We start from the raw sequence: 12979 nt of genomic DNA, 5'->3' as shown, positions 1-12979 counted from the left end.
CGTAAGGAAACGCCGGACGACGGACGGGGACCGCACAGGCCCGGCGACCGCCGGACGCACCCCCCTCCCCCGAGCGAAAGCAGCGGATGTGAGCCAGGTCCTCCACACACCGCCCCCGACCCGGATCCCGGCCGAGGACGACCTCGCGGCGCTGGCCGCACGGCACGGCCTGTCGGTCAGCGGCGCCCGCCCCTCCCTGCCGGCGTACGTCCGCCAGCTGTGGGCGCGCCGGCACTTCATCACCGCCTTCGCCACCGCCAAGCTCACCGCCCAGTACAGCCAGGCGAAGCTCGGCCAGGTCTGGCAGGTCATGACCCCGCTGCTGAACGCGGCGGTCTACTACTTCATCTTCGGCGTGCTGCTCGGCACCAAGCACAACGTCCCCGACTACGTGCCGTTCCTGGTCACGGGCGTGTTCATCTGGACGTTCACACAGAGCTCGATCATGTCGGGCACCCGGGCCATCGCCGGCAACCTCGGCCTGGTGCGCGCGCTGCACTTCCCGCGCGCCGCGCTGCCGATCTCCTTCGCGCTGCAGCAGCTCCAGCAGCTCCTGTTCTCGATGGCCGCGCTGGTCGTCATCCTGCTCTGCTTCGGCGTCCCGGTCTCCGCGTCCTGGGTGCTGGCGATCCCCGCCCTGGTGCTGCAGTTCACGTTCAACGCCGGGGTGTCGATGGCGGTGGCGCGCATGGGCGCGAAGACCCCGGACATCGCCCAGCTCATGCCCTTCGTGCTGCGGACCTGGATGTACGTGTCCGGCGTGATGTGGAGCATCGACAAGATCGACGCGAACGATCACCTGCCGCACGTCGTCAAGCTGCTGCTGGAGCTGAACCCGGCCGCCGTCTACATCGACCTGATGCGGTTCGCGCTGATCGACAGCTTCCACACCCTGCCCCCGCACGTGTGGGCGGTCGCGACGGGCTGGGCCCTGCTCGCCGGGGTCGGCGGCTTCATCTACTTCTGGAAGGCTGAGGAGACCTACGGCCGTGGCTGAGCAGACCGGAACCACCAGCGAGCAGATCCCCACCGTCGTCGCCGACCGGGTCGACATCGTCTACCGGGTCAACGGCACCGGCGCTGGGCGCGGCACCGCCACCGCCGCCCTCAACCGCATGCTGCGGCGCAAGCAGGCCGAGAAGGCGGCGGGCGTGCGCAAGGTGCACGCGGTCAAGCAGGTGTCGTTCGTCGCCTACAAGGGCGAGGCCATCGGCCTCATCGGCACCAACGGCTCGGGCAAGTCGACCCTGCTGAAGGCCGTCGCCGGCCTGCTGCCCGTGGAGAACGGGCACATCTACACCGACGGCCAGCCCTCGCTCCTCGGCGTCAACGCGGCGCTGATGAACGACCTCACCGGCGAGCGCAACGTCCACCTCGGCGGACTGGCCATGGGCATGTCCCGGGAGGAGGTCAAGGAGCGCTACGAGGAGATCGTCGACTTCTCCGGGATCAACGAGAAGGGCGACTTCATCACCCTTCCGATGCGGACGTACTCCTCCGGCATGGCGGCCCGGCTGCGCTTCTCCATCGCCGCCGCAAAGGACCACGACGTGCTGCTGATCGACGAGGCCCTGGCGACCGGCGACCGCTCCTTCCAGAAGCGCTCCGAGGCCCGCATCCGCGAGCTGCGCAAGCACGCCGGCACGGTCTTCCTGGTCAGCCACAACAACAAGTCGATCCGGGACACCTGCGAGCGGGTGCTGTGGCTGGAACGCGGCGAGCTGCGCATGGACGGGCTCACCGAGGACGTCCTCAAGGAGTACGAGGCCTTCACCGGCGACAAGAGCGACAAGCCGGCCCGGAAGCCCGCGCGGAAGGCGGAGCCCAAGACGGCCGCGGCCACCGCGTAGCGACGGAAACCCCTTGGGTTCAGGCTCGTTTCACCGGTGGGGCCCGCATCCCGCGGCCCTCTCACCCCGGGCGTGGTTATCCTTTTCATACGGCTAGTGACAGTATGTTATGAAAGGTGCCCCCGAGAGACGACGAGCCCAAGGAGCCTCCGCGATGCCCCACCTCAGCGTCATCGTCCACGGGCCGAACACCCAGGGGCACCTGACCGAGCTGCTGGCAGCACTGGAGACCCGCCCGCTGCCGGACATCGAGGTGATCGTCGCCGCGGTCGGCGACTGGGCACGGGAGACGGCCGAGGAGCACGCACCGGAGACGATCGTGGTGCCGCTGCCCGCGGGCACCGGTGAGGCGGAGGCCCGCGCGGCGGGTGCCGCCCGGGCCTCCGGCCGCTGGCTGCACTTCGTGCACGCCAAGGACGGGCTGCCGGCCGGCGCTTCCCGGATGGTCGCCGAGCGCGCCGCCGAGCTGGACGACACGGTCGACGTGCTCCTCTTCGACCACGTCACCACCACCTGGAAGACCTCGGCGGCCCCCTCCTCCGGCGGCCGCCACCTCGCCGCCGCCGGCCGCGCCGACCTGCCCCTGGACGAGGCGGCCGACCTGCTGCGCCTCGCCCCGCTGCTCGGCACCCGCGCCCTGCGCGCCGAGTTCTGGCGGGCGCACGAGGAGGCGCTCACCACCGACGACGAGCCGTACGCCGCGTACGCGGCCCTGCTGCACGCCCGCCGCGTCGCCTGCCTGAACCAGGTCGCGTACGACGACCGCCGGCTGCGGCCCGAGAGCCTGCCGCCGCTCGCCCCCGAGGACCGGTACGCGCTGATCGACCGCTACGAGTCGCTGCTCCCGCTCACCAGGGAGCGCCCGCCGGCCCGCGCGGTGCTGTACGACCTGATGGTCCGCGACCTGCTGCGCACCTTCGCCCGGGAGGACCTGCCCGACCCGGTGGCCCGCGAGTTCTTCCGCCGGGCCTCACTGGCCGCGGTCCGCTGGCGCCCCGAGAACCACCACCGGCCGGCCGGCCTCGAAGGCGTCCGGCACACACTGCTGGAGGACGGCGCGTACACCCGCTACCGCGCCTTCCAGGCCGCCAACCGCACCCGGCGCACGGCCCGCAAGGCGGTACGCGAGCGCAAGCGCCAACTGGGCACGCGACTGCGCGACCAGCAGTACCGCAGGGCGCTGAGCCGCCCGGTCGACCCCGGACTGGCCGTCTTCGCCGCCTACTGGGAACGCGGGGTCGCCTGCAACCCGGCCGCGATCGCCGCCCGGCTCGCCGAACTCGCCCCGGACATCCGCCGGGTGTGGGTGGTGAACAAGGAGAACGCGGCCCTGCTGCCGCCCGGCACCGACCACGTCATCCCCGGCACCCGCCGCTACTGGGAGACGCTGGCCACCGCCAAGTACCTGACGAACAACGTCAACTTCCCCAACGCGGTGGTCAAGCGGCCCGAGGCGATCCACCTCCAGACGCACCACGGCACCCCGCTCAAGCGCATGGGCCTGGACCAGCGGGACCACCCGGCCGCCGCCAAGGGCCTGGACTTCGCCGCCCTGCTGGCCCGCGTGGACAAGTGGGACTACAGCGTCAGCGCCAACAGCCACTCCACCCGGATGTGGGAGCGCGCGTACCCGGCCCGCTACACGTCCCTGGACCACGGCTATCCGCGCAACGACGTCTTCTACTCGAGCGGGGCCGAGGAGGTCCGTGCCGCCCGCGCGCGGCTGGGCATCGCCCCCGGCACGAAGGCCGTCCTCTACGCCCCCACCCACCGCGACTACGAGGCCGGCTTCACGCCCCGGCTCGACCTCGCCGCCCTGGCCGACCGGCTCGGCGACGACACGGTCCTGCTGGTGCGCGCCCACTACTTCTACGGCGGCGCCGCCTCCCCGCTCACCGGGCTGCGCCGCTCCGGCCGGATCATCGACGTCTCCTCCTACGACCCGGTCGAGGAGCTGTGCCTGGCCGCCGACGCGCTGGTCACGGACTACTCGTCGATCATGTTCGACTACGCCAACCTGGACCGGCCGATCGTGATCCACGCCGACGACTGGGAGACGTATCGCACCACCCGGGGCGTCTACTTCGACCTGATGGCCGAACACCCGGGCCAGGTCGCGCGCACCCAGGAGGAGCTGACCGAGATCTTCACCTCCGGCGCCTGGCGCGACGAGGGCGCGGCGAAGGCGCGGGGGGCGTTCCGGCGCCGGTTCTGCGAGTACGACGACGGCCGCGCCGCCGAACGGGTCGTACGGCGGGTCTTCCTCGGCGAACCCGAGGAGGCGCTGCCCCCGGTGCTCCCGCTGGAGCGACGCACGCCCGCCCCGACCCCCGAGGAGGCCACCGCATGACGCTCCCCGACGTCACGGTCACCGTCATCGTCTTCAACGACGCCGCCCGCCTCCCCCGGGCGGTCGCCTCGCTGCGCGCCCAGACCCACGCCAACATCGAGATCGTCATCAGCGACGACCACTCCACCGACGACACGCCCGCCGTGGCGCGGGAGCTGGCCGCGCGGGACCACCGCATCCGCTACCTGCGCCTGCCGGAGAACAGCGGCGGCTGCAGCGCGCCGCGCAACCGGGCCATCGAGGTCGCCCGGGCGCCGTACCTGATGTTCCTGGACAGCGACGACGAACTCCCGCCCCGCGCCGTGGAGTCGCTGCTCGCCGCGCACCGCGAGCGCGAGGTGGACTTCGTCATGGGCGCGGTGCGGCGAGTGCGCGTGGACAACGGGCGCCGCTCGGTCTGGATGCCGCACCTGGTCTGCGAACGCCGCACGCTGGACGGCATCGAGGACGACCCGCGGCTGCTGTTCGAGCACCTGTCGACGAGCAAGATGTACTCGCGGGCGTTCCTGGACCGCCACGGGCTGCGCTTCCCGGAGGGCATCCACTACGAGGACCAGTTGTTCTCGGCGCAGGCCTACTGCCTGGCGAAGGCCTTCACGATCATCCCGGACCCGGTGTACGTCTGGTACATCGAGCCGTTCGCCGCGCAGTCGGCGGCGTCCATCTCCAACCAGCGGCACAAGATCTCCAACGTCCGCGACCGGGTGCACGTCCAGCGCCTGATCGACGACTTCCTGGTCGAGAGCGGGCACGGGGCGCTCCGGGAGGACAAGGACTACAAGTTCCTCAAGCACGACTTCCGGATGTACGCGGGCGACCTGCCGTACCGCGACGACGCGTGGCTCGGGGAGTTCGCGCAAATCATGAACCCCTACCTGGACACGCTGGCGGACGGCGCGTTCGTCCGCCTGCCCCGCCCGGAACGGGTGGTGCTCCAGCTCCTGCGCGACGGACGCCTGTCCGACGTCCGGCCGGCGGCGCGCGGCCTCGGCCACAACGTGGCCCCGCGGCACGTCACCGCCGACGCCTCCGGCGCCGTCTTCTGGGGTGACGCGCCGCCCTCGACCGACCTGGCCCGCCGGGAACTGGACGTCCGTGACCTGGAGCTGGACACCCGGCCGTTCACCAGCGCCCAGTTCCGCCACGAGATCATCGAGCTGGCCCCGGGCCCGGGCGCCTGTCTGGACCTCACCATCCGGACGTTCGACCCCGGCCTGCGCCTCCCGGTCGGCCCGCAGCGCGCGAGCCTGCTGCTGAGCCCGGGCCGGCGCCGGCTGACGGTCCCGTTCCGGCTGGACCCGGTGCGGCCGGGCGTCTTCGAGGGCCGGGTCCGGCTGGACCTGGCGGCGGCGCCGCTGCCCGTCCAGGGCTTCGACGGCGTACGCCACCCGCTGCTCCGCCTGTCCCAGCAGGGCCTGGCCAACTCGGGCCTGCTCCTGGCCCCGCTGGACTTCCCCCCGGTGCGGGCCCGCGTCAGCCGGCGCTCCGGGCTCACCACCCACGAACTCACCGTCGAACCCGAGGGCCGCAACCCCGGCCGCCTCCAGATCCGCTGGCGCCCCCTCACCCTGACCGCCCACGTGATCCGCCCCCTGACCCAAAGACTCGCCCACCCCAAACTCCGCAACGCAGCCCGCCTGGCCGCCAGCATCCTGAAGTAGCCCCGCCCAGTCAGCTGCGGGCATGCGTGCCCGCGTAGCTGCGGGCATGCGTGCCGCTAGGGGCGGCACGGGTGGGCGCAGCGGCACCCCGCAAGCGCGGGCAAGCGAAACACCCCCTGGCCCACCACAACACCGAGCACCCAAACAACACCGGTCACCGGCACCGCACAACACCGGTCACCCGCACCTCACAACACCGGTCACCCGCACCTCACAACACCGGTCACCGCAACCCCCGCTCCAACCCCCCTCACCGCACCGCGTACAACACCTGCCCCCCAGGCCCCCCAGCCACCCGCCGCAACCACGGCTCCGCATCCCCCCGCCCCCCGACCACCCACCGCACCCCGTACTCCCGCAGCACCCCCCGCCGCCCCGAGGCCCCAACCCCGACCCCACCCCCGGTCCCGGACTCAGCCCCGGCCCCCGCCGAGAAGTACCGCCGCACCGCCTCCCCCCGCACCCCCGCCGACGGCAGAAACACATCCGGATACCCAGGGGCCACCGTGTACGCCCCGTACGCCGGAATCTGCCGCGAGGCCATCGTCCGGGCCATCACCACGTCCCCGTACCCCACCCACGGCGTGATCCAGTGGTACCCCGCCCACGGCGCCCGGTACTTCGCCGCGACCACGCCCGGCAGCGCGTCCCGCCCCGTCACGTACCCCAGCGTCCCCACCTGCGTCCAAGCGCCCACCAGCAGCGCGGCGCCCAGCGCGCAGGCCCATCCGGCCCGCACCGCCCGCCTCCCCGCCGACACGGCCTCCAGCGCGGCCGCGAGTTGGGCCGGGATCAGCGCGGCGGGCAGCGCACGGCCCCACGAGTAGTGCCCGCTCAGCCCGCCCGCCGCGAACACCAGCGTGCCGAGCAGGAAGAACAGCACCAGCGGATCCCGGCGGTCCCGCCGCCACCGCGCACCGAGCGCCGCCACCCCGAGCAGGACAAGACCGAACCGCGCGGCGAGGTGCCCGTACAGCGGCCGGTGGATCGCCTCGAGACCGGCGCCCGCGGAGAACAGCGCGAAGAAGTCGTAGTACGGCCACACCCACAGCAGCACCAGCCCGCAGGCGGCGGCCGCGCCGAGCCGCACCGCCCGGGACCGGTCCGGCCGCGCGGCGATCACCGTGGCCAGCGCGCCGAGGGACGCCACGACCCCGGTGAACTGGTGACAGAGCAGGATCAGCGCCCACAGCGCGCCCAGACCGAGCCAGACGCCCCAGCCGGCCCCGGTGCGCAGCGCCCGGCTGAGCCACGCCCAGAAGTGGAAGGACAGCCCGAGCGCGAACACGCTTGGATACGACACCGTCAGCGCCAGGGAGTTCAGCCCCAGGAAGCCGCTCCAGTAGAACAGCAGCGGTCCCCACAGGAAGACCAGGCTCAGGAACGCCAGGGCGGGCGCCGCGCGATGGCCGCTGAGGGTGCGGACGTAGCGCCACACGCCGGTGGCAAGCAGCCCCAGCCCGACGACCGCGCCGACCCGCAGCACGTCGAACACCGACAGTCCGGTCAGCCGAGCCAGACAGCCCAGCAGCAGCATCCAGGGCGAGTAGTACGGGCTCGGCGTGTCGGCGTCGACCAGCGGGTTGCCCGGGTGCAGCGGGCTGTGCCGCAGCCGCTGCACGGTCGCCGCGTGCATGCCGAGATCGCCCGCCCAGGGAAGACGGACGATCACCAGGAGCATCAGGACCAGCACGAGCGCCGCGGCGACCAGGGGCAGCGCCCGCCCGGCACGCGCGGCGCCGGGCGACGCGGCACGCATGATGCGCGACCGCTGCCGGGCGGTCCTCGGTGAGGTCGCTGTCACAGCGCGACCCTACCGGAAACGCCCCGATCACTCCGAAACGGGGCATTCACCCCGTAATGGAGAAGCAAAGCGCCCCGGGCCAGGACCGGCCCGGGGCGCCTTCACAGCCTTACGGCCTCGGCCGCCGCCGCGGTCACGAGTGCGAGCGCAGCAGCGTCCGCATCGTCCGCATCGCCACCGACAGGTTGGCGAGGTCGAACTCGTCGGAGCCGCGGATCTCCACCAGGGTGGTGCGAGCGCGGGAGAGCAGAGCGGCGTTCTTCTGCTCCCACAGCTCGAAGCGCTGCTCCGGCGTGGCGGTGCCGTCGCCGACGGCCAGGACGTCCGACGTCAGCGCGGCGTGCGCCGCGTACAGGTCCTCGCGGATCGCCGCACGGGCCATCGACTGCCAGCGGTCGTTGCGCGGCAGCTCGATGATGCGGTCCATGAGCTGGGTGATGCCCAGCCGGTCGGCGAGGTCGTAGTAGACGTCGGCGACGTCCAGCGGCTCCTTGCCCATGCGGTCGGCCACCGAGACGATGTCGAGCGCCGGGAAGGCGGAGGAGAACCCGGCCACGCGGGTGGCCAGCTCGTCCGGGACACCGGCGGCGGACAGCTCGTCGAACACGTGCTGGTACCAGTCCTGGTCCGCGCCGCGCAGCAGCTTCGGCAGCTGCTGCCAGACCTGCTCGACGCGCTCGGCGAAGAACTCCACCGTCTCGGCGAGCTGCAGCGGCTGCGGCCGGTTGTTCAGCAGCCAGCGCGTGCCGCGCTCGACCAGGCGGCGCGAGTGCAGCCGGATGCGGGTCTGGACGGCCGCCTCGACCTTGTTGTCCAGTTCCTCGACCGCGTCCCACACCGGGGCCGAGCAGAAGATCGCGCGGGCCGCGGTCTGGGCGCGGACGATCTCCTCGAGCGAGGCCCCGGTCTCCTCGCGCAGCCGGTGCAGATACGTCGTACCGCCCGTGTTGACCGTGTCGTTGACCAGCACGGTCGTGGTGATCTCACGGTGCAGCGGGTGGCTGTCGATGCCGTCCGGGAACCGCTCGCGCAGCGCCGTCGGGAAGTAGGCGTGCAGCAGGGTGCGCAGGTACGGGTCGTCGGGCAGCGAGGTGTGCAGCAGCTCCTCGGCGACCGTGATCTTCGTGTACGCCAGCAGCACGGCCGTCTCCGGGCCGGTCAGGCCCTGGCCCTGGGTGAGGCGCTCACGGATCTGGCGGTCGGTGGGCAGGAACTCCAGCGCCCGGTCGAGGTGCCCCTCGCGGACCATGTGGCGGATGAACCGCTGCTGCGCGTGCAGCATGTCCTTGGACTGGGCGAGGGCGTTGGCGAGCGCCGTGTTCTGCGCGTAGTTGTTGCGCAGCACCAGCGTGCCGACCTCGTCGGTCATCTCTGCGAGCAGCTTGTTGCGCTGCTTGACGGTCATGTCGCCGTCGGTGACCAGGCCGTTCAGCAGGATCTTGATGTTCACCTCGTGGTCGGAGGTGTCCACGCCGGCGCTGTTGTCGATCGCGTCGGTGTTGATCCGGCCGCCCTGCAGGGCGAACTCGATGCGGCCGAGCTGGGTCAGGCCCAGGTTGCCGCCCTCGCCGACGACCTTCACGCGCAGGTCGCTGCCGTCGACGCGGATGGCGTCGTTGGCCTTGTCGCCGACGTCGGCGTTCGACTCGGCCGACGACTTCACGTACGTGCCGATGCCGCCGTTCCACAGCAGGTCGACCGGGCTGTGCAGGATCGCCTTCATCAGGTCGGCCGGGGTCATCTTGGAGACCTTCTCCTCGATGCCCAGGGCCTGGCGGATGTGCGCGTTGAGCGTGATCGCCTTGGCGGTGCGCGGGAAGATCCCGCCGCCCGCCGACAGCAGCTGGGTGTCGTAGTCGGCCCAGCTGGAGCGGGGCAGCTCGAACAGGCGGCGGCGCTCGGCGTAGGAGGTGGCCGCGTCCGGGGTCGGGTCGATGAAGATGTGCCGGTGGTCGAAGGCCGCGACCAGACGGATGTGCTCGGACAGCAGCATGCCGTTGCCGAACACGTCACCGGACATGTCGCCGATGCCGACGACCGTGAAGTCCTCGCTCTGGGTGTCCACGCCCAGCTCGCGGAAGTGCCGCTTCACGGACTCCCAGGCGCCGCGCGCGGTGATGCCCATGCCCTTGTGGTCGTAACCGGCCGAGCCGCCGGAGGCGAAGGCGTCGCCGAGCCAGAAGCTGTACTTCCCGGCGACCTCGTTGGCGATGTCCGAGAAGGTCGCCGTGCCCTTGTCGGCCGCGACCACCAGGTAGGTGTCGTCGCCGTCGTGCCGTACGACGTCCTGCGGCGGGACGACCTCGCCGGCCACCATGTTGTCGGTGATGTCGAGCAGCGCCGAGATGAACGTCCTGTAGCTGGCGATGCCCTCGGCCAGCCACTCGTCCCGGTCCACGCTCGGGTCCGGGAGCTGCTTGGCGACGAAGCCGCCCTTGGCGCCGACCGGCACGATGACGGTGTTCTTCACCATCTGCGCCTTGACCAGGCCGAGGATCTCGGTGCGGAAGTCCTCACGGCGGTCGGACCAGCGCAGGCCGCCACGGGCGACCTTGCCGAAGCGCAGGTGCACGCCCTCGACCCGCGGCGAGTACACCCAGATCTCGTACGCCGGGCGCGGCGCCGGCAGGTCCGGGATGGCCTGCGGGTCGAACTTCATGGAGACGTAGTCGTGCGGCTCGCCGTCGTGCGCCGTCTGGAAGAAGTTGGTGCGCAGGGTGGCCTTGATGACGGTCAGGAAGGACCGCAGGATGCGGTCCTCGTCGAGGCTCGCCACCTGGTCCAGGGCCGCGTCCAGCTCCTCCAGCAGCGCGTCGGTGATCTCCGATCCGGCCTTCTGCCGGTCCGGGGACATCCGCGCCTCGAACAGGGAGACGAGCAGCCGGGTGGTGTGGACGTTGTCGCGGAGGGTGTCCTCCATGTAGTCCTGGCTGAAGGTGGAGCCGGCCTGCCGCAGGTACTTCGCGTACGCGCGCAGCACCATGGCCTGCCGCCAGGTCAGCCCGGCGCTCAGTACGAGGGCGTTGAACCCGTCGTTCTCCGCCTTGCCGGTCCAGGTGGCGGCGAAGGCGTCCTGGATGCGCTCGCGGGCGTCGTCGCCGAAGTGGTCGGTGCCGGCCGGCGACTTGGGCATGCGCAGGCCGAAGTCGTAGATCCAGGCGGTGGTGCGGTCGGCGCAGCGCAGCTCGTACGGCCGCTCGTCCACAACCTCGACGCCGAGCCGCTGGAGCACCGGCAGCACCGCGGACAGGGAGACCGAGTCGCCCCTGCGGTAGATCTTGAAGCGGCGCTCGTCGGGGGCGGCGCCGACCGGCTCGTACAGGCTGAGGGAGAAGTTGTGGCCCTTCTCCTCGCTGAGCCGCTCCAGGTGGACCAGGTCGGCGACCGCGGCGCGCGGGCTGTGGTCGGCCTTGTAGCCCTCGGTGAAGGCGTTGTTGTAGCGGCGCAGCAGCTCGGCGGCGCGCTCCTCGCCCAGCTCGGCGGTGAGCGCCTCGGCGAACGCGTCGGCCCAGGAGCGGGCGGCCTCGACCAGCCGGGCCTCGATGCGCTCCTTGTCCGCGTCCGAGAGCTGGGGCAGCTCGGTGCCCGCGGGGACGCGGACGACGAAGTGCAGCCGGGACAGGATCGACTCGGTGTTCCAGGCGGTGAAGTCGACGCTGATGCCGCCGAGCTCCTCCTTCAGGATGTCGATGATCCGCAGCCGGACGCCGGTGGTGTAGCGGTCGCGCGGGAGGTAGACGAGGGCCGAGTAGTAGCGGCCGTACTCGTCCTGCCGCAGGTACAGCCGCAGCCGGCGGCGCTCCTGCAGGTACAGGACGCTCGTCGCGATGGACTGCAGTTCCGCGACCGGGGTCTGGAACAGCTCGTCGCGCGGGTAGGTCTCCAGGATCTGGAGCAGGTCGCGGCCGTCGTGGCTCTCCGGCGAGAAGCCGGCGCGCTGCAGGACCTCGGCGACCTTGCGCCGGATGACCGGGACCCGGCGGACCGACTCGGTGTAGGCCGCGGAGGAGAAGAGGCCGAGGAAGCGGCGCTCGCCGACCACGTTGCCGTCCGCGTCGAACTTCTTGACGCCGATGTAGTCCAGGTACGACGGCCGGTGCACGGTGGCGCGGCTGTTGGCCTTGGTCAGCACCAGCAGCTTGTGCTCGCGGGCCTTGGCGCGGGCGTCCGCGGGCAGCCGCTCGAAGGAGGGGCTGACCGGGTGCTGCTCGTCCTCGGAGTGGTGCGGGTCGGCGCGCAGTATGCCGAGACCGGTGCCGGGCACGGCGGCCAGGCAGTCGTCGCCGCGCAGCTCGTACTCGCGGAAGCCGAGGAAGGTGAAGTGGTCGGCGGAGAGCCAGCGCAGCAGCTCGCGGGCCTCCTCGGCCTCGGCGGCCGGCAGGTCGCCGGGCAGCGGCTCGCTCTCCAGGCCGTCGGCGATCCGGCCGGCCGCGTCGCGCATCTTCTCCCAGTCCTCGACGGCCTCGCGGACGTCGGACAGGACGCGCAGCAGGTCGGCGGTGATCTGCTTCAGGTCGGCGCGGTCGGTCTCCCGGTCGATCTCGACGTGGATCCAGGACTCGATGTGCGCGTCGTGCGGGAGGTCGCCGGTGGGCGAGGTCGGCAGGACCTCGATCAGCTTGCCGGTGACGTCGCGGCGGACGACGAACTGCGGGTGGATGACGACGTGGATGCCGCGGCCCTGACGGGTCAGCTCGTTGGTGACCGAGTCGACGAGGAAGGGCATGTCGTCGGTGACGACCTCCACGACGGTGTGGCTGCAGGTCCAGCCGTTCTCCTCCACCGTCGGCGTGTGCACCCGGACGTTGGCGGTGCCCTGCGGCCGGTTCTCGGCGAGCCGGTAGTGCGAGACCGCGGCGCCGAAGACGTCGACCGGGTCGCGGTCGGTGAGGTCTTCCGGGGCGGTGTGCAGGTAGTAGCGCTGGAGGAACGCGTGCACGGCTTCGCTGTCGGGCATGCCGGCCGTGCCCTCGCCCGTCGCCGTCGTCCCGGTCGGAAGGTGCCCCCCGACCGGACTGTTCTCAGCTACCCGGGCCGCCCGTTCGAGCAGCTCGGCCTTGGCTTCGTCCAGCTTGGTCTGCATTGTCCTCTGGCTCCTGTCGCGCGCCGTTGCGTGACGTAGAAGGAAATACGGTCTCTTTCCCTCCGGCTCGACGCCACGGCCCGGGGTGTCCGGTCCGATCCGACGCTATGCCGCGAGGTGAGAAGAGCGGGGGGTATTCGGCCATTTTCGGCATGCCCGCCGGATGTGACGCCGCTCCCGGCGCCGCCGGTTCGTGGGCCGCCGTCGGCGCTCCGGGGGCTTCGGCGCCCC

At 71.8% G+C, this 12979-nt stretch carries 6 protein-coding genes; 4 read left to right on the top strand and 2 right to left on the bottom strand.

Going from position 1 to position 12979, the window contains the following annotated elements; all coding sequences use genetic code 11:
* The first annotated feature begins 88 nt into the window (after nucleotides 1-88).
* The 4 genes from TNCT1_RS29975 (at nucleotide 89) to TNCT1_RS29960 (ending at nucleotide 5861) form a co-directional block, all read left to right on the top strand.
* Complete coding sequence (locus TNCT1_RS29975) at nucleotides 89-997, top strand: ABC transporter permease (protein WP_143638332.1); 909 nt, start codon at nucleotides 89-91, stop codon at nucleotides 995-997.
* Nucleotides 990-1850, top strand: coding sequence for an ABC transporter ATP-binding protein (locus TNCT1_RS29970; RefSeq protein WP_143638329.1), 861 nt, complete (start codon nucleotides 990-992; stop codon nucleotides 1848-1850). The genes TNCT1_RS29975 and TNCT1_RS29970 overlap by 8 nt, the downstream gene beginning before the upstream one ends.
* 154 nt (nucleotides 1851-2004) lie before the next feature.
* Nucleotides 2005-4200: a CDP-glycerol glycerophosphotransferase family protein gene (locus TNCT1_RS29965; protein ID WP_143638327.1), complete on the top strand. Its 2196-nt coding sequence runs from the start codon at nucleotides 2005-2007 to the stop codon at nucleotides 4198-4200.
* Nucleotides 4197-5861 carry a glycosyltransferase family 2 protein gene (locus TNCT1_RS29960; RefSeq protein WP_143638325.1) on the top strand — a complete coding sequence of 555 codons (1665 nt, stop codon included), beginning with the start codon at nucleotides 4197-4199 and terminating at the stop codon, nucleotides 5859-5861. Before TNCT1_RS29965 ends, TNCT1_RS29960 begins: the two co-directional genes overlap by 4 nt.
* 250 nt (nucleotides 5862-6111) lie before the next feature.
* On the opposite strand, the gene TNCT1_RS29955 is transcribed toward TNCT1_RS29960, so the two are convergent.
* Together TNCT1_RS29955 and TNCT1_RS29950 are read right to left on the bottom strand one after the other, a co-directional pair.
* Nucleotides 6112-7620: a hypothetical protein gene (locus TNCT1_RS29955; protein ID WP_143638529.1), complete on the bottom strand. Its 1509-nt coding sequence runs from the start codon at nucleotides 7618-7620 to the stop codon at nucleotides 6112-6114.
* A 178-nt stretch (nucleotides 7621-7798) separates the two neighbouring features.
* Nucleotides 7799-12748 (bottom strand): NAD-glutamate dehydrogenase, encoded by a 4950-nt coding sequence (locus tag TNCT1_RS29950; protein ID WP_143638323.1) that lies wholly within the window; start codon nucleotides 12746-12748, stop codon nucleotides 7799-7801.
* Nucleotides 12749-12979 lie beyond the last annotated feature (231 nt).

It is taken from the genome of Streptomyces sp. 1-11, from assembly GCF_007176755.1.
In the GTDB taxonomy this organism is placed as follows: domain Bacteria; phylum Actinomycetota; class Actinomycetes; order Streptomycetales; family Streptomycetaceae; genus Streptomyces.
This window is presented reverse-complemented; position numbering and strand designations above follow the sequence as displayed.